The 16468-nt window shown below is 74.5% G+C and carries 16 protein-coding genes; 12 read left to right on the top strand and 4 right to left on the bottom strand.

The window, feature by feature from the left end; translation table 11 throughout:
- The first annotated feature begins 58 nt into the window (after nt 1-58).
- From ACQPYX_RS26760 to ACQPYX_RS26750, 3 genes are all read left to right on the top strand, one after another.
- The gene (locus tag ACQPYX_RS26760) at nt 59-532 is read left to right on the top strand and encodes a hypothetical protein (RefSeq protein WP_433800359.1); all 474 of its coding nucleotides are present in this window, start codon (nt 59-61) and stop codon (nt 530-532) included.
- A gap of 97 nt (nt 533-629) precedes the next feature.
- On the top strand, nt 630-1427 hold the full coding sequence (locus ACQPYX_RS26755; RefSeq protein WP_433800358.1) for a hypothetical protein: 798 nt from the start codon (nt 630-632) through the stop codon (nt 1425-1427).
- A complete protein-coding gene (locus ACQPYX_RS26750; protein ID WP_433800357.1) occupies nt 1424-3100 on the top strand; it encodes a DNA polymerase Y family protein in 1677 nt (558 codons plus the stop codon). The genes ACQPYX_RS26755 and ACQPYX_RS26750 overlap by 4 nt, the downstream gene beginning before the upstream one ends.
- Here ACQPYX_RS26750 and ACQPYX_RS26745 read toward each other — a convergent pair.
- A complete protein-coding gene (locus ACQPYX_RS26745) occupies nt 3091-3495 on the bottom strand; it encodes a VOC family protein (RefSeq protein ID WP_433800356.1) in 405 nt (134 codons plus the stop codon). The two genes, ACQPYX_RS26750 and ACQPYX_RS26745, sit on opposite strands and share 10 nt — an antisense overlap.
- A gap of 142 nt (nt 3496-3637) precedes the next feature.
- On the opposite strand from ACQPYX_RS26745, the gene ACQPYX_RS26740 reads away from it, so the two are divergent.
- The gene (locus ACQPYX_RS26740) at nt 3638-7081 is read left to right on the top strand and encodes an error-prone DNA polymerase (protein ID WP_433800355.1); all 3444 of its coding nucleotides are present in this window, start codon (nt 3638-3640) and stop codon (nt 7079-7081) included.
- Nucleotides 7082-7093: 12 nt separating this feature from the next.
- On the opposite strand, the gene ACQPYX_RS26735 is transcribed toward ACQPYX_RS26740, so the two are convergent.
- Nucleotides 7094-7858 carry an SDR family oxidoreductase gene (locus ACQPYX_RS26735; protein ID WP_433800354.1) on the bottom strand — a complete coding sequence of 255 codons (765 nt, stop codon included), beginning with the start codon at nt 7856-7858 and terminating at the stop codon, nt 7094-7096.
- A gap of 27 nt (nt 7859-7885) precedes the next feature.
- A complete protein-coding gene (locus ACQPYX_RS26730; protein ID WP_433800353.1) occupies nt 7886-8701 on the bottom strand; it encodes an SDR family NAD(P)-dependent oxidoreductase in 816 nt (271 codons plus the stop codon).
- Here ACQPYX_RS26730 and ACQPYX_RS26725 point away from each other — a divergent pair.
- A complete protein-coding gene (locus tag ACQPYX_RS26725) occupies nt 8670-9062 on the top strand; it encodes a TetR family transcriptional regulator C-terminal domain-containing protein (RefSeq protein WP_433800352.1) in 393 nt (130 codons plus the stop codon). The genes ACQPYX_RS26730 and ACQPYX_RS26725 overlap by 32 nt on opposite strands.
- Before the next feature lie 197 nt (nt 9063-9259).
- Here ACQPYX_RS26725 and ACQPYX_RS26720 read toward each other — a convergent pair whose 3' ends face one another.
- A complete protein-coding gene (locus tag ACQPYX_RS26720; RefSeq protein WP_433800351.1) occupies nt 9260-9925 on the bottom strand; it encodes a GPR1/FUN34/YaaH family transporter in 666 nt (221 codons plus the stop codon).
- A gap of 180 nt (nt 9926-10105) precedes the next feature.
- On the opposite strand from ACQPYX_RS26720, the gene ACQPYX_RS26715 reads away from it, so the two are divergent.
- From ACQPYX_RS26715 to ACQPYX_RS26685, 7 genes are all read left to right on the top strand, one after another.
- Entirely contained in the window at nt 10106-10645 is a 540-nt protein-coding gene (locus tag ACQPYX_RS26715; protein WP_433800350.1) for a hypothetical protein, read from the top strand.
- Nucleotides 10646-10652: 7 nt separating this feature from the next.
- Nucleotides 10653-11498, top strand: coding sequence for a bifunctional methylenetetrahydrofolate dehydrogenase/methenyltetrahydrofolate cyclohydrolase (locus tag ACQPYX_RS26710; protein WP_433800349.1), 846 nt, complete (start codon nt 10653-10655; stop codon nt 11496-11498).
- A gap of 4 nt (nt 11499-11502) precedes the next feature.
- The gene (locus ACQPYX_RS26705; RefSeq protein ID WP_433800348.1) at nt 11503-11964 is read left to right on the top strand and encodes a DUF3017 domain-containing protein; all 462 of its coding nucleotides are present in this window, start codon (nt 11503-11505) and stop codon (nt 11962-11964) included.
- Nucleotides 11965-12126: 162 nt separating this feature from the next.
- Entirely contained in the window at nt 12127-13341 is a 1215-nt protein-coding gene (locus tag ACQPYX_RS26700; protein ID WP_433800347.1) for an NADP-dependent isocitrate dehydrogenase, read from the top strand.
- An 85-nt stretch (nt 13342-13426) separates the two neighbouring features.
- On the top strand, nt 13427-14629 hold the full coding sequence (locus ACQPYX_RS26695; protein WP_433800346.1) for an AI-2E family transporter: 1203 nt from the start codon (nt 13427-13429) through the stop codon (nt 14627-14629).
- A 99-nt stretch (nt 14630-14728) separates the two neighbouring features.
- Nucleotides 14729-16045 (top strand): AI-2E family transporter, encoded by a 1317-nt coding sequence (locus ACQPYX_RS26690; RefSeq protein WP_433800345.1) that lies wholly within the window; start codon nt 14729-14731, stop codon nt 16043-16045.
- A gap of 77 nt (nt 16046-16122) precedes the next feature.
- Complete coding sequence (locus ACQPYX_RS26685) at nt 16123-16461, top strand: hydroxyisourate hydrolase (RefSeq protein WP_433800344.1); 339 nt, start codon at nt 16123-16125, stop codon at nt 16459-16461.
- Nucleotides 16462-16468 lie beyond the last annotated feature (7 nt).

The following is a 16468-nucleotide window of genomic DNA, read 5'->3' as shown; positions in this document are numbered from 1 at the left end:
AGTCTCGAGGTCGAACGGCACGTCGAACCCGGACGTGCTCTGCGACCCGGAGGAGACCGTGACCGAACCGCACGACCCCGAGGACGTCCCGACCCGCGCCGAGGGGGAGCACCCGTCGTCGGGCGGGGAGGAGTGGTCGACCTCTCCCGCGGATCCGCCGACCGAGCCGGGCTGGACGCGGTCGGAGGTCCCGTCGGCCGAGCCGGCCGAGCCGCCCGCGGGGACGTACGCAGGACCGTCGTCGGCGCCGGCCGCGCCACCGCGGGAGTCCTGGTGGCGCTCGCGTCGCGTGCGGGTGGGCGCGGTGGGCACGCTCGCCGCGCTGGTGCTGCTCGGCGGCGGTTTCGGGGCCGGGTACGCCGTGGCCGACGCCTCGGCACCCGCGCCTGCGACGCACGTGGCGGCCGCGAAGGCCCATCCGCGCAAGGGGGCCGCCGCCGCGGCGAAGCGGAGGCGGCAGGAGCAGCAGCAGGGCACCGCACCCCATCAGGGCACCGCACCCCAGCAGCAGCCGGGGACCATCCCCGGTTAGGGGACCGTGTCGTTCTCCCGCGTCGTGGCGGACTGTCGGTGGGGTGGGTTACCGTTCTCCTCGTTCGAACAGGTGTTCGATGATCGAGGAGGTTCCCATGGCGGTGGCCCACGACCTGCTGGCCGGTCGGGTCGCGGAGCTGGGGCTCGTGCGTGCCTCGGAGCTGCCCGCCCGGGGTGCCCGGGCGGCAGCCTCGCACACCCGGCCGACACCGGTCCCGGCGTCGGGTCCGCCGTCACCCGCCCCGGAGCCGCCGGAACCCGCGCACGATCCCGAGCAGGCGCTGCTGCCCGTGGCGGGGCCGCTCGCGGGGCTCCTGCCGTGGGGCGGGCTGCGGCGCGGGTCCACGGTGTCGGTGCACGGGTCGACCGCGCTGCTGCTCGCGCTGGTGGCGCAGGCCTCGCGGGCGGGCTCGTGGTGTGCGCTGGTCGGGCTGCCGGGGGTCGGGGTGGCCGCCGCGCACGAGGCGGGGCTGGAGCTCGCGCGGACGGCCCTCGTCCCGCGGCCCGGTCCGCGTCCGGCGACGGTGGTGGCGGCGCTGGTCGACGGGGTGGACGTCGTCGTGCTCGGGGGCGCGTCGGCGTGGCGGGCGGGGGACCGGCAGCGGCTCGCCGCGCGGGTCCGGCAGAAGGGAGCGGTGCTGGTCCCGGTGGGGACGTGGCCGGGGGCGGACGTCGAGCTGCACGCCACCGGCGGCACCTGGTCGGGGCTGCTGGGCGACGGGGCGGGGCGGCTGCGGTCGCGGCGGGTGCACCTGCGCTGCGCCGCGCGCGGGCGGGCGCGGGATCTGCGTTCCGACGTGCTCCTGCCGGGTCCCGACGGCGGATGTGCCCCGGCTCCCGACGAGGCGGTGGGTCCGGTCGAGCTGGATCTCGCGCCCGCGAGGACGGGGTGAGCGCCGGGGGGCCGCTGCGGGTCGTCGCGCTCTGGTGTCCGGACTGGCCGGTCGTCGCGGCCTGCGCGGAGTCCGGCATCCCGGCCGACCGCCCCGCGGCGGTGCTGGTGGGCCACCGGGTGGTGGCGTGCTCGGCGACGGCGCGGGCGCAGGGGATCCGCCGTGGGCTGCGGCGCCGCGAGGCCCAGGCCCGCTGCCCCGACCTGGCGGTGCTCGGGCGGGACGCCGACCGCGACGCGCGGGCCTTCGAGACGGTGGCCGCGGCCGTGGAGGAGCTCACCCCCGGCGTCGAGGTGATCCGGCCGGGGCTCGTGGTGCTCGCCGCACGGGGGCCGGCGCGCTACTTCGGGAGCGAGGAGGCGGTGGCCGAGCGGCTGGTCGACCACGTGGCCGCGCGGGCGCGGGTGGAGTGCCAGGTCGGGGTGGCCGACGGGGTGTTCGCCGCCTCGCTCGCCGCCCGCCGCAGCGTGATCGTGCCGCCGGGCGGGTCGCGGGCGTTCCTCGCGCCGCGGCCGGTCGTCGAGCTGGAGCTGGAACCGGGGGTGGAACCGGACACCGCGGGGGCCGACGTCCCGGCCGCCACCGCGCGCACCGAGCTGATCGGCCTGCTGCGCCGCCTCGGGCTGACCACGCTGGGGGCCTTCGCCGAGCTCCCCGCCGTCGACGTCGCCTCCCGGTTCGACGCCGCGGCGGTGCGGGCGCACCGGCTCGCCCGGGGGCTCGACGAACGCCCGCCGACCCGCCGGCGCATCCCCGACGAGCTCACCGTCGAGGTGCCGCTCGACCCGCCGGTGGACCGGGTCGACGCCGCCGCGTTCGCCTCGCGGGCCCTGGCCGAACGGCTGCACCACGTGCTCGGCGAGGCGGGGCTGGCCTGCACCCGGCTCGGCGTGCAGGCCCGCACCGTCGGGGGGGACGAACTGGCGCGCACCTGGCGCTGTGCCGAGCCGCTCACCCCGTCCGCCACGGCCGACCGGGTGCGCTGGCAGCTCGAGGGGTGGCTGTCGCGGCGGGCCGGATCGGGTCGCAGCGGGGACGGGCTGGCCGTGCTGCGGCTGGTGCCCGAGGAGGTCGTCGACGCCGGGCGGCTGCAGCTCGGGCTCTGGGGCGAGACCGGGGCGGCCGACGAGCGGGCCGGTCGGGCCCTGGTGCGCGTGCAGGGCCTGCTCGGTCCGGAGGAGGTGCTCACCGGGGTGCTCGGGGGCGGGCGCGGCCCCGCCGAGCGCATCCGGGCCGTGCCGTGGGGCGACGAACGCACGCCGACGCTCGACCCCGAGGCGCCCTGGCCCGGGACGCTCCCGGCCCCGTCGCCGTCGACGGTGCCGCCGGAGCCCGCGCCGGCCCGGGTGCTCGACGCGGCGGGCCGGCCGGTGCGCGCGGTGGCGCGGGGACGGCTGAGCGGAGCCCCGGCCTTCGTCGGGATCGGTGCCGGCGAGGAGGCCCCGGTCCGCGCGTGGGGCGGACCGTGGCCCGAGGACGGGCGCTGGTGGGACCCGACGGCACCGACCGGCTGCCTGCGCATCCAGGTGGTGTGCGTGCAGGACGACTCCGACCCCGACCCGGCGGCCGACCTCGCCCCCGACCCGGTCGCCTCCTCCGCGGACGCCGCCGGGCTGGCGCTGCTGCTGGTGCTGCGGGACGACCGGTGGGCGGTGGAGGGGATCTACGACTGACCGGGCGGGGTGGCGACCTGCCAGAGGTGTCCGTCCGGGTCGGCGAACGTGGCGGAGTACCCGCCCCACGGCGGCGCGGTCGGCCGCTCGACCACCGTGGCGCCCGCCGCCTCCGCGCGGGCGAACACGGTGTCGACCTCCGCGTCGGTGGCGGCGGAGAGCCCGAGCAGGCACTCGGCGGTGCCCGGGGCGGCCACCTCACGGCCCCCGGTGACCCAGCCGAAGCCGCCGCGCGGGACGAACATCAGGTGCAGCCCGTCGTTGACCACGACCTGCAGCGGTTCCGGGACGCCGTCCTCCGCCGGCGTGCCGACCGCGTCGAACCCCAGGTCGCGGTAGAAGGCGTGCGCCCGGACGCGGTCGTCGGTGGGCAGGGCCAGGATCACCGGAGCCATGGTCGGTACGGTAACAGGACCATCGAGTGTGACAGGCGTACCGGACCTGGATCCGGTGAACGCGCGGCACGGTGTCGGACCCTCCCGCTACAGTCGAATCCATCGAACAGGTGTTCGACGTCGAGGTCGGGAGGGCCGGGAGATGGGCTGGGGCAATCCGGCGGTGAGCTGGTCGGAGATGGAGCGGATCCTCGCGGGGAAGCCGGTCCGGCCGAGCGGCGCCCGGTCGCGGGAGCATACCGGCGAGGTGGTCGACGGGCCGGGCACCGTGCACCCCGCCGACGTCACCGCGGCCCCCGTGCGGCGCCGGCCCTCCCGGGACGAGGCGCACCCCGGCGACGGGGGTGACTCGCCGGCCTGGAGCCGCACCCGGGCGCCCTACCGGCCGCCGCGGTCGTCCCGCCCGGAGCCCGCGGCCACGGTGCCCTACGCCGAGCTGCACGCCCACTCCACGTACAGCTTCCTCGACGGTGCGAGCCAGCCGGAGGAGCTCGTGGAGGAGGCCCACCGGTTGGGTCTGGAGGCGATCGCGCTCACGGATCACGACGGGATGTACGGCGTGGTCCGCTTCGCCGAGGCCGCGCACGAGCTGGACATCCGCACGGTCTTCGGCGCCGAGCTCTCGTTGGGGCTGACCGCGCCGCAGAACGGGGTGGCCGACCCGGAGGGCGAGCACCTGCTGGTCCTGGCGCGCGACCCGGACGGCTACCGCGCGATCTCCCGGGCGATCACCGACGCGGCGATGGACCCGCGGGCGGAGAAGGGCCACCCGGTCTACGACCTCGAGCGCACCGCCGCGACGCTGCGCGACCGGGTGGTCGTGCTGACCGGTTGCCGCAAGGGCCACGTCCGCCGGGCCCTGGCGGCCGGGGGGCCGGAGGCGGCCGCCGCCGTGCTCGACCGGCTGGTGGGGCTGTTCGGGGCGGAGTCGGTGGCCGTGGAGCTGACCGACCACGGGCTGCCGGTCGACGTCGAGCGCAACGACCTGCTCGCGGACCTGGCGGCGCGGGCGGGGCTGCCCACGGTCGCGAGCACCGCGGCGCACTACGCCACGCCGGACCGGGCGCGGATCGCGGCCGCCCTCGGGGCGGTGCGGGCCCGGCGCAGCCTCGACGAGGCAGAGGGCTGGCTGCCGCCGGGCACCGCCCACCTGCGCTCCGGGGCCGAGATGGCGACGCGGTTCGCGCGGCACCCGGAGGCGGTGACGCACGCCGCCGTGCTCGGCCGGGAGTGCGCGTTCGAGCTGGCGCTGCTCGCGCCCGAGCTCCCGCCGTTCACGGTCCCGGCGGGGGAGACCGAGGCGAGCTGGCTGCGCCACCTCGTCGACCGCGGCGGCCGCGAGCGCTACGGCAGCCGGGCCGACAGCCGGCGGGCCTGGGAGGTGATCGACCACGAGATGGCGATCATCGAGGGACAGGGGTTCCCCGGCTACTTCCTCATCGTCGCCGACATCGTGCGGTTCTGCCGCGAGGCCGACATCTACTGCCAGGGGCGCGGGTCGGCGGCGAACTCGGCGGTCTGCTTCGCCCTCGGCATCACCCACGTCGACGCGGTGCAGATGGACCTGCTCTTCGAGCGGTTCCTCTCCCCGGAGCGCGACGGCTACCCCGACATCGACCTCGACATCGAGTCCGACCGGCGCGAGGAGGTCATCCAGTACGTCTACCGCCGCTACGGGCGTGACCGGGCGGCGCAGGTCGCCAACGTCATCACCTACCGGCCGCGCTCGGCCGTGCGTGACGCCGCCCGCGCGCTGGGCCACTCCCAGGGGCAGCAGGACGCGTGGAGCAAGCACATCGACCGGTGGGGGCCGGGCGCCGACCTCGGCGACCAGGTGCCCGGGATGCCGCGGGCGGTGGCCACCCTCGCCGAGGAGATCGCGGGCTTCCCCCGCCACCTCGGCATCCACTCCGGCGGCATGGTGATCTGCGACCGACCGGTGGACCAGGTGGTGCCGGTGGAGTGGGCGCGGATGGAGGACCGCAGCGTCATCCAGTGGGACAAGGACGACGCCGCCGCGGTCGGCCTGGTCAAGTTCGACCTGCTCGGGCTCGGGATGCTCTCGGTGCTGCACTACGCGAGCGACTACGTGGCCGCCCACCACGGCCGGCGCATCGAGCTCCACGAGCTGCAGCCCACCGACCCGCAGGTCTTCGGGATGCTCGCCAAGGGCGACTCGGTGGGCGTGTTCCAGGTCGAGTCCCGCGCGCAGATGGCCACCCTGCCCCGCCTCAAGCCACGGGAGTTCTACGACCTGGTGGTGGAGGTCGCGCTCATCCGGCCCGGCCCGATCCAGGGCGGGTCGGTGCACCCCTACATCCGGCGCCGCAACGGCGACGAGCGCGTGGTCTACGACCACCCGCTGTGCGAGCCGGCGCTGCGCAAGACGCTCGGGGTGCCGCTGTTCCAGGAGCAGCTCATGCAGCTGGCCACCGACGTCGCCGGGTTCTCCGCGGCAGAGGCCGACGAGCTGCGGCGTGCGCTGTCGGCGAAGCGCTCGGCCGAACGCCTCGAGCGGATGCGCGACCGGTTCTACGCCGGGATGGCCCGCAACCAGATCACCGGCGAGCTGGCCGACCGGATCTTCGCCAAGACCAAGGCGTTCGCGAACTTCGGCTTCCCGGAGAGCCACTCGATCAGCTTCGCGTCCCTGGTCTACGTGTCCGCCTGGTACAAGTTCCACCACCCGGCGGCGTTCTGCGCGGCCCTGCTGCGCGCCCAGCCGATGGGCTTCTACTCCCCGCAGAGCCTGGTGGCCGACGCCCGGCGGCACGGGGTCGTCGTGCACGGTCCGGACGTCGGCTGCAGCCGCGCGGAACCCGACCTGGAGCCGCACCCCGACAGCACGGGCGGGGTGGCCGTCCGGCTGGGGCTGGCCTCGGTGCGGAGCCTGGGCGACGAGGTCGCGGAACGCATCGTCGCCGCCCGCGCGGCCGCCCCGTTCGAGGGCCCGGCCGACCTCGCCCGCCGCGCCGACCTCACCACCGCCCACTTGGAGGCCCTCGCGACCGGAGGGGCGCTGGCCTGCTTCGGGCTCGAGCGGCGGGAGGCGCTGTGGGCGGCGGGGGCGGCGGCCGCGGGGACGGCGGTGGTCCGCGGCGGGGCACGGCAGGACCGGCTGCCCGGCTCGGCGGTCGGGCTGGACGCCCCGGCGCTGCCCGGCATGTCCGCGGTGGAACTGACGATCGCCGACGTGTGGGCCACGGGGCTGACCCCCGACGGACACCCCGTGGCGCACCTGCGGGCGGAGCTGGACCGGCGGGGCGCCTACAGCGTGGCCGGTGTGGCGGCGGTGCCCGAGGGGGAGCGGATCGAGGTCGGCGGGGTCGTCACCCACCGGCAGCGCCCGGCGACCGCGGGCGGCACGACGTTCCTCAACCTCGAGGACGAGACCGGCATGCTCAACGTCGTGTGCTCGGAGGGGCTGTGGGCGCGCCACCGGGTGGTGGCCCGGACCAGTGCCGCGCTGGTGATCCGGGGCCGCGTCGAGCGGGCGCACGACGCCCCGAGCGTGATCAACCTCGTGGCCGACCGGGTCGAACGCCTCGACCTGGTGGTCCCCTCCCGGTCACGCGACTTCCGTTGAGGTCCACGGCCGTCAGGAGGAGCTCGCGCCCCAGGGGTTCTCGCCGCGATCCCACTGCTGCTGGACCTGCGGATAGAGGGACTCGAGGTGGTGGGGCAGGCTGTCGCGCACCCCACGCGACGACTCGTCGGTGACGACCTCCTCCCGGCCGTGCTCGACGGCGTCGAGGGTCTGCGCGGCCACGTCCCGGGGCGAGATCTTGGGTGCGTCGACGGTGGCGGTCATGTCGGTGTCGATGAAGCCGGGGTGGACCGCCACCACCAGCGTGCCCTGGCCGCGCAGCTCGACGCGGAGCGCGTTCGTCAAGGCCCACTCGGCGGACTTCGACGCACAGTAGGAGGCGTTGAACGGCAGCGCGTACCAGCTCACCACCGACAGCACGTCGACCAGCGCCCCGCCGCCGTGCGCGGCCAGGACGGGGGCGAAGGCGCGCGCCATCGACAGCGTCCCGAAGTAGTTGGTCTCCATCTCGGTGCGGGCGGCGGAGAGATCCGGCGCGCCGATGAAGGGGCTGAGCATCATCGCCCCGGCGTTGTTGATCACGAGCGAGGTGTCGTCGCACCGCTGCGCCGCGGCCGCCACCGCGTCCTCGTCGGTGATGTCCAGGGCCAGCGGGACCACCCGGTCGTCGTCGGGGAACGCCGCACGGACCGCGGCGTCGTCGCGCGCGGCCGCGTGGACGGTCCCGATCCCCCGGTCCAGGAGCGCGCGGACGAACTCCCGTCCGAGGCCGCGGTTGGCGCCGGTGACCAGCGCCGTCGAGCCCGGAATCTGCATGGCTGTGCTCCGTTCGGAGAGGGTGCGTCAGATGCTGCGGTGGTGGCGCACCGCGGCCTCGAGGTCGGCCAGTCGCGGCGCGAGCTGCTCGTCGACGGCCAGGGGGTCGGTCGCGTGGAGCTGCTGCATCGCCCGCCGGGTGGGCAGCGAGGTGTTGATCTCGTGCTCGCCGCGGCCGAGGGCGTCCAGGAGGTCGGCCACGACCTCGGCCGTGGAGCGGCGGCCGAAGCCGAGATCCTCCCCGGCCGCGGAGCTGTCCATCATCGCGGTGGCGGTCGCCCCCGGGTAGACGGTGGCGACGTGGACGCCCGTGCCGTGCAGTTCCCGGCGCAGGGCGTGCCCGAACGCAGCGACCCCGGCCTTGCTCGCGGCGTAGGTCGTGTAGAAGGGCAGCCCCACGAGGGCGATGCCGCTGGCGATCGTGAGCACCACCGCGTCGCGGTCGGCCGCCGCCGCGCGGAGGCTCGGCAGGGCCGCCCGGGTGAGCAGGACGGGCGCGGTCAGGTTCAGGTCGATCAGCGCGTGGATGTCGGCGACCGACTGCTCCTCCAGCCGACCGGCGCGGACGTTGCCGGCGTTGTTGACCAGCAGGTCCAGCCCGCCGAGCCGGTCCAAGGCCGCCTCGACGACGAGGTCGGGGGCGGCAGGATCGGTGAGGTCCACCGCGAGCGTCGTGGCGGTGCCGCCGGCGCTCGTCACGAGCTCGGCGGTCTCGCGCAGTGCCGCCGCACCCCGCCCGACCAGCAGGAGCCGCCCCTCGAGGCGGGCGAGGGCGACGGCGATCTCGCGGCCGATGCCGGAGCCGGCGCCGGTGACGACGGCGCGACGACGGGTCAGGTCCAAGGGCGACGACCCGACCGACCGGGTGCTCGCGGTGTTCGACCTGCTCGGGAAGTGGTTCGAGGCGCCCGGCTATCGCGGCTGCCCGTTCATCAACGTGGCGGCCGAGTACGCCGTCGCGGGCCCCGTCGCGGTGGTGCTCGACCGGCATCGCAGCTGGGTCCGAGACCTGTTCGCCGGCCTGCTCGAGGAGGCCGGCCATCCCGCGCCCCGCGCCACGGCCCGACAGCTGGTCCTGCTCTACGACGGTGCGATGGTCGCGGCGCACCTCGACGCCGACCCGACCGCCGCGCAGGACGCGCGGGAGGCGGCCCGGGGCCTGCTCTCCCCGGAGCCGGCGCCCCGCACGGCGTCCCGAGGGTGACGCCAGACAGGTCGGAGGGCGCCGGGGGATGCCTGCTGTGGACCTCGGCGCGACGCACACTCCGCCCGTGGAATGTGTCGATCTGAGGCATACGTCCCGGTCGGCGGCGGCCGACCATCCGGGTCCGACACACTGATGGGGGTGTCCCCGGCCGGTCCGAACGGCCGGGGACACCCCCATCGGTGAGGTCGGGTGGCTCAGCCCCCGATGATCGGCTTGCCCATCGGCAGCGACGAACCACCGTTCGCGACGCTCATCGCGTCGAAGAACAGGTAGACGCCGACCAGGGAGAACGCGAACACCGCGATCCCGCCGCCGAACAGCAGACCCGTCGACCCGCTCGACGTGCCGAGCAGCACGAGCAGCAGGGCGATGTCGACCAGGACGAACAGCAGGGTGAACACGCTCGGCAGCCGCAGCGAGGCCAGCGTGAGCACCACGACGCCGATCAGCCAGGTCAGCAGGAACGTCTCCTGCGCGGCCACCGCCGCGTTGCCGGAGGCGTCGCCGAACCAGTTGTGGCCCAGGCCGAGGACGAGCGTCGAGAAGCTCAGCCAGAAGCCCGCGAAGATCCCGAAGATCGCCGCGACCGGTCCGGCGCCGAGGCGGATCGCCCAGATGCAGGCGATGAGCTGCCCGATGCCGTTGCACATGATCAGGATCGGCACCATGCCGATCGCCGCGTTCGCCGAGGACCCGGTGAAGCCGATCAGGTAGAGGCCCAGGGCCACCGACCCGATCACGAACGTCGGGACACCCACCAGGGCCGGGTTGGCCGCGTTGGCAGCTGCTTCGGCGGCCGCTGCGTCAGCCGCCCGGGTATCGGCGGCGTGCGCCCCCGCACTCTCGTCGACCGTGGTCATCGCCACTCCTTCGTGCCGCTGGTGACGGACAGTCGCGACCCCGGGCTGATCCGGGCGCCGGACGATTGCCCGCTGACCGATCGAGTGTGATCTCACGCACCGCACACGCGGAACCGACCGTCCGTAGGGGTAAGCGCCTGCCATGACGGCCCGTGCATCGGTTCAGGCATGCTCACGGACATGAGGCGCGCGCCCCGACCCACCCGCCGTCTCCTGGTCGGGGTACTCGCGGGCGCCGCCGGCACGGCCGCGATGACGACGACCGGCCGGCTCTACCGCGAGGTCTACGCCCGCCGTCGGGGGAAGGCCCCGTCGGAGATCACCGAAATCCTCGACTACGACGACAGCGACCACGTCGTGATCGCCGCCTCGACCCTCCTCCGCGGGGTCACCGGGCGGGCGCCGGAGAGCCCGGGGGCCCGCCGTGCGCTGTTCTGGCTGGTGCACTGGGGCTACGGCTCGGCGGTCGGAGCCGCGCACGCCGAACTGCGCCACCGGCTCGGCGAACCGGCGGCGGGGATCGCCTTCTTCGTCGGCTGCCAGACGATGGCGCTGTCGCTGTTCCCCGTTCTCGGCGACACGCCCGTCCCGTGGCGGTGGACGCCGCGGCTGATGACGGTGAGCGTCCTGCAGCACGTCGTGTACGCGGCGGGCGTCGCGGCCGCCGACCACGCCCTGGCGCGCCGGGCCCCTGCCGCTCCCGGCGCCGGCACGCGATGATGGACGCGTGACCGCGACGATCCTGGACGGCAAGGCCACCCTGGCGACGATCATCTCCGAGCTCGGTGAGCGGGTCGCGAAGCTCGCCGCCGCCGGACGGCCGCCCGGTCTCGGGACCGTGCTGGTCGGCGACGACCCGGGGTCGCAGTCCTACGTGCGGGCCAAGCACCGCGACTGCGCCAAGGTCGGCATCGAGTCGATCCGCCGCGACCTGCCCGCCGACGCGACCCAGGCCGACGTCGAGCGCGCCGTCGACGAGCTGAACGCCGACCCGGCGTGCACCGGCTACATCGTCCAGCTCCCGCTGCCGAAGGGGCTCGACGCGAACGCCGTGCTCGAGCGGATCGACCCGGACAAGGACGCCGACGGCCTGCACCCGACGAACCTGGGCCGGCTCGTGCTGAACGAGCCGGCGCCGCTGCCGTGCACGCCCCGCGGCATCGTCGAGCTGCTGCGCCGCTACGACGTGCCCCTCGACGGCGCGAAGGTGACCGTCCTCGGACGGGGCATCACCGTCGGCCGCCCGCTGGGCCTGCTGCTCACCCGGCGCAGCGAGAACGCCACGGTGACCCTCTGCCACACCGGCACGCGCGACATGGCGGCCGAGGTCCGCGCGGCGGACGTCGTGGTCGCCGCGGCCGGCGTGCCCGGCATCGTCACCGCCGACATGGTCAAGCCGGGCGCCGCCGTGCTCGACGTGGGCGTCTCCCGTGGTCCCGACGGCATCCTCGGCGACGTCGCCGGGGACGTCCGCGAGGTGGCCGGCTTCGTCGCGCCGAACCCCGGTGGGGTCGGCCCGATGACCCGCGCGATGCTGCTCACCAACGTGGTCGAGCGCGCCGAGGGGGCCTGAGGCCATGACGGCGGGTGGGGGCACCTCCGGCGCCGAGCCGTCGTCGGGAGCGGGGACCGCGGCGCCCGGCGATGCGGATTCCCTGCCACTGGACGACAGCAACGACGCTTCGCTGCCACCGGAGGTGCAGGACGGCCCCCGGCACCTGCGCCCACCGCGCACCGTCGGCGACTACGCCCGCGCCCTGCTCCACCGGCTGCGCGCGCAGGCGCCGCTCGCAGCGGTGCTCGGCGTCGTCGTGATCGCGTTCGTGCGGATCGGACTGCAGCACTGGCGCGACGGCACGACGATCCTGGGGATCGCCCTGCTGCTCGCGGCCGTCCTGCGGGTCGCGCTGCCCGACCGGACCGCGGGCCTGCTGGCGGTCCGGCCGCGACGCACCGACGTCGTCACGTACGCGGTGTTCGGCCTCGTGGTCATCGCCCTGTCGCTGACCATCACCGGCGGTCCGCTCGCATCCCGCTAGACGGGTGACCGGAACGACCCGCCGTCCGCGGTCACGGGACGTGTCGCGTTGATAGCGTTCGGGAAGAGGCAACGCACGGGCCTCCCCTGTTCGGCCGGGCCCGGCGCGCGCCCCCGAGATCCGTGCGGCGCCGTGACCAGGCGCGAGAGGAGAGCCCGAAGAGTGGCGAAGATCAAGGTGGAGGGCACCGTCGTCGAGCTGGACGGCGACGAGATGACCCGGATCATCTGGCAGTTCATCAAGGACAAGCTGATCCACCCGTACCTCGACATCGACCTCGAGTACTACGACCTCGGGATCGAGTACCGCGACCAGACCGACGACCAGGTCACGGTGGACGCGGCGAACGCGATCAAGCGCCACGGCGTCGGCGTCAAGTGCGCGACGATCACCCCGGACGAGGCGCGCGTCGAGGAGTTCGGCCTCAAGCGCATGTACCGCTCGCCCAACGGGACGATCCGCAACATCCTCGGCGGCACGATCTTCCGTGAGCCGATCGTCTGTTCCAACATCCCGCGCTACGTCCCGCACTGGACGAAGCCGATCGTCGTCGGCCGTCACGCCCACGGCGACCAGTACCTGGCCCAGGACTTCAAGGTCCCCGGCCCCGGCACCGTCACCATCACCTACCAGCCCGACGGTGGTGGCGAGCCGATGGAGTTCCAGGTCGCGAAGTTCCCCGAGGAGGGGGGCGTCGCGCTGGGCATGTACAACTTCAAGCAGTCGATCGTCGACTTCGCCCGCGCCTCGCTGCGCTACGGCCTGGACCGCAACTTCCCGGTCTACATGTCGACGAAGAACACCATCCTCAAGGCGTACGACGGCATGTTCCGCGACACCTTCGAGGAGATCTTCGAGTCCGAGTTCAAGGCGGACTTCGAGAAGGCCGGTCTCACCTACGAGCACCGCCTGATCGACGACATGGTCGCCGCGGCCCTCAAGTGGGAGGGCGGGTACGTCTGGGCCTGCAAGAACTACGACGGCGACGTCCAGTCCGACATCGTCGCGCAGGGCTTCGGCTCGCTCGGCCTCATGACCTCGGTGCTCATGACCCCGGACGGCACCGTCGAGGCCGAGGCCGCCCACGGCACGGTGACCCGGCACTTCCGCCAGCACCAGCAGGGCAAGGAGACCTCGACCAACCCGATCGCGTCGATCTTCGCGTGGTCGCGGGGTCTGGCCCAGCGCGGTCGTCTCGACAAGAACGACGAGCTCGTCGACTTCGCCGAGAAGATCGAGCAGGTCTGCATCCAGACCGTCGAGGACGGCAAGATGACCAAGGACCTGGCGCTGCTGATCGGCAAGGACGCGCCGTACCTCAACACCCAGGACTTCCTCGACGCGATCGACGAGGGCCTGCAGAAGGCGATGGCCTGACCGTCTCCTGAACGAACGGCACTCTCGCGCACCCGGATGCTGCGAGGGTGCCGTTCGCTCGTCGCGGGCCTGACACACTCCCGGCGTGATCGAACCCGAGCGCCCGACCCGTGGCCACGTGATCGGGGACGGGCTGGCCTGGACCGCCCGGTGGAGCTGGCGGTTCCTCGTGGTCACCGCGGCGCTCGTGGTGCTCGGCCTGGTGATCGGCCAACTCTGGTCGATCATGTTCCCGGTCTTCCTCGGGCTGATCGTCGCGACCGTGATCGAGCCGCCCGTGGCGTGGCTGCGCGACCGGCGGGTGCCCTCGACCCTGGCCGCGCTGCTCGTCGTCGTCGGCGGGCTCGCGGTGCTCATCGGCATCGTCGTCCTGCTCGCGCCCTCGGTGGCCGGGCAGGCGCCGGCGATCGTGCAGGGCGCGGTCGGCGGCATCCAGCAGATCCAGCAGTGGGTGCAGGGGCCGCCGCTGAACCTGGGCGCGAGCCAGATCGGCGGCTACGTCGACCTCGCCGTGCAGCGGCTGCAGCAGAGCGCGCTGCAGATCGCGGGCGGCGTGGTCGCCGGGGTGACGACGGTCGCCAACGGCGTGATCAACGCCGTCCTCGCGATCATCCTCGCGTTCCTGTTCGTCAAGGACGGCCCGAAGTTCCTGCCCTGGGTGCGCCGCCGGAGCGGCCCGACGGCGGGCTCGCACCTCGAGGAGGTCAGCCGGCGGGCGTGGGCCCGGCTCGGCGGCTTCATCCGCTCCCAGGCGCTCATCGGTCTGGTGGACGCGATCTTCATCGGGATCGGCCTGGTGATCTTCGGGGTGCCGCTGGCGCTCCCGCTGGCCGTCCTCACGTTCTTCGGCGCCTTCATCCCGATCATCGGTGCTCTCGTGGCCGGGGCGCTGGCGGTGCTCATCGCGCTCGTCGTGCAGGGCCCCACGGTGGCGATCGGGGTGCTGATCCTCATCCTCGCCGTGCAGCAGATCGAGGGGAACCTGCTCCAGCCGCTGGTGCAGGGCAAGGGGCTGGGGCTGAACTCGGCGGTCGTCATCCTCGCCGTGGCCGGCGGCAGCAGCCTGTTCGGCATCGCCGGGGCGTTCTTCGCGGTGCCGGTCGCGGCGGTCGGCGCCGAGATCTTCCGCTACCTCGACCAGCAGGTCGCCCGGCGGACCGGGGAGGCGGACGCGGCGACCGGCCCGACGACGCCTCCGCCGGCCGACGAAGCCGCGGCGGACGACGAGTCGGACCAGCCGGTTCACCCGGTCCCCGAGTCGCGCTCCGCCGAACGCGCCGAGGGCTGACGCGGTTCCCCGAAGGGGGCGTGACCGGTCCCCCGATTCGGGTACGCGCCTGCGGCCCGCGGGGACGTCCCCCGACCTCCGGGTCGGAGAGGACCCCCCGTGACGCAGGAGATCCCCGGCCTCGCCGGGCCGCCCCGGTCGAGTGTGCGACGCACGCGCGGGCAGCTCATCGGGGACGGCCTGTCGTGGACGTCCCGGTGGAGCCTGCGGCTGATCCTCACCGCGCTCGGCGCGGTGACCCTCGGGCTGATCATCGGCGAGCTGTGGTCGGTCGTGCTGCCCGTCCTGCTCGGGCTGATCATCGCGACGGTGCTCGAACCGCCCGCGACCTGGCTGCGCCACCACCGGGTGCCCTCGCTGCTGGCCGCGATCATCGTGGTCCTCGGGGCCCTGGCGATCGTCGGCGGCGTGATCGCGGCGATCGCCCCGTCGGTGGGCGACCAGGTCCCGGAGCTCGTCACGAGCGCCACGGGCGGTATCGAGGACGTGCAGCGCTGGCTCACGACGACGTTCGGGCTCGGTCAGACGCAGATCGGTCAGGCGGTCCAGGCCGGCGTCGACCAGCTGCAGAGCTCCGCGACGATGATCGCCGGGACGGTGTTCACGGGGCTGACCGCCGTGGCGAACGGGTTGATCGACCTGGTGCTGGCGCTCGTCCTCGCGTTCCTGTTCGTCAAGGACGGCTACCGGTTCCTGCCGTGGCTGCGCCAGCAGGTCGGCACGACGGCGGGCGTGCACCTCGCCCAGGTCGGCTCCCGCGCGTGGGACCGGCTCGGCGGCTTCATCCGTTCCCAGGCGATCATCGGGTTCGTCGACGCCGCCTGCATCGGCATCGGCCTGGTGATCCTCGGGGTGCCGTTGGCCCTCCCGCTGGCGGTGCTGACCTTCTTCGGGGCGTTCATCCCCATCGTGGGCGCGCTGACCGCGGGCGCCCTGTCGGTGCTGATCGCCCTGGTCAGCAACGGGCTCACCAACGCGCTGATCGTCCTGGTGCTGATCCTCGCGGTGCAGCAGATCGAGGGGAACCTGCTCCAGCCGCTGGTGCAGGGCCGGGGCCTGGGCCTGCACGCCGCCGTCGTCATCCTCGCCGTCACCGGCGGGAGCAGCGTCGCCGGCGTGGTCGGCGCCTTCCTCGCGGTGCCCGTGGTCGCGGTGGCCGCGGAGATCGCCCGCTACACCAACGAGCAGATCGACCTGCGCGCCCGCTCGGACGACGAGCACCCCAGCCAGGCGCCCCGGCCGACCGACGCCGAACTCCTGGCGGCCGAGCGGCCCCGCCCGGCGGGCCGGCTGGCCCGCTGGATCCGGCGCCACCGGGCGACCGCCGGGCCGGACGAGGCCGTGGCGGCCGAGGACGGGACGAACCCGGTGCGCGGCGGCTCCTCCCGGGACGGAGCCGCTGCGACGAACGAGTGACTCGCGCCCGCCGTCACCCCGGGGCAACATGCGTCGCCTTCACTGTCGCCTCGACCCGTCGTCGCGAAGGGGGTGCCGTGCCGGGAGCGATCGAGCGTCTCTCCACCCACGTGCTGGACGTGGCCGCCGGCGTGCCCGCGCCGGACGTGCCCGTGGTGCTGGTGGGTGCGGACGGGACGGTCCTCGGCCGCGGCACGACCGACGCCGACGGACGGGTCGCGCAGCTCAACGACGAGCCGTTCGGTCCGGGCGAGGTGACGCTGACCCTCGACGTCGCCCCGTACATGGTCCGGACCCACGGCACCGTGTTCCACCCGCGGATCACGGTGCACGTCCGGCTCGACGGCACGCGGTCGCACTACCACCTGCCCGTCCTCGCCGGACCGTTCTCCCACACGACCTACCTGGGGAGTTGATCGGCGC

The sequence above is a fragment of the Actinomycetospora sp. CA-084318 genome (genome assembly GCF_050955885.1).
Classification (GTDB): Bacteria; Actinomycetota; Actinomycetes; order Mycobacteriales; family Pseudonocardiaceae; genus Actinomycetospora.
Note: the sequence above shows the minus strand (reverse complement) of the source record. Positions and strands in the feature narration are given on the sequence as shown.

Excerpts from the sequence above, each read along its gene's own strand:
- ACQPYX_RS26755 (WP_433800358.1), top strand. The coding sequence starts at position 630 with ATGGCGGTGGCCCACGACCTGCTGGCCGGTCGGGTCGCGGAGCTGGGG.
- ACQPYX_RS26745 (WP_433800356.1), bottom strand. The coding sequence starts at position 3,495 with ATGGCTCCGGTGATCCTGGCCCTGCCCACCGACGACCGCGTCCGGGCG.
- ACQPYX_RS26740 (WP_433800355.1), top strand. The coding sequence starts at position 3,638 with ATGGGCTGGGGCAATCCGGCGGTGAGCTGGTCGGAGATGGAGCGGATC.
- ACQPYX_RS26735 (WP_433800354.1), bottom strand. The coding sequence starts at position 7,858 with ATGCAGATTCCGGGCTCGACGGCGCTGGTCACCGGCGCCAACCGCGGC.
- ACQPYX_RS26720 (WP_433800351.1), bottom strand. The coding sequence starts at position 9,925 with ATGACCACGGTCGACGAGAGTGCGGGGGCGCACGCCGCCGATACCCGG.
- ACQPYX_RS26715 (WP_433800350.1), top strand. The coding sequence starts at position 10,106 with ATGAGGCGCGCGCCCCGACCCACCCGCCGTCTCCTGGTCGGGGTACTC.
- ACQPYX_RS26705 (WP_433800348.1), top strand. The coding sequence starts at position 11,503 with ATGACGGCGGGTGGGGGCACCTCCGGCGCCGAGCCGTCGTCGGGAGCG.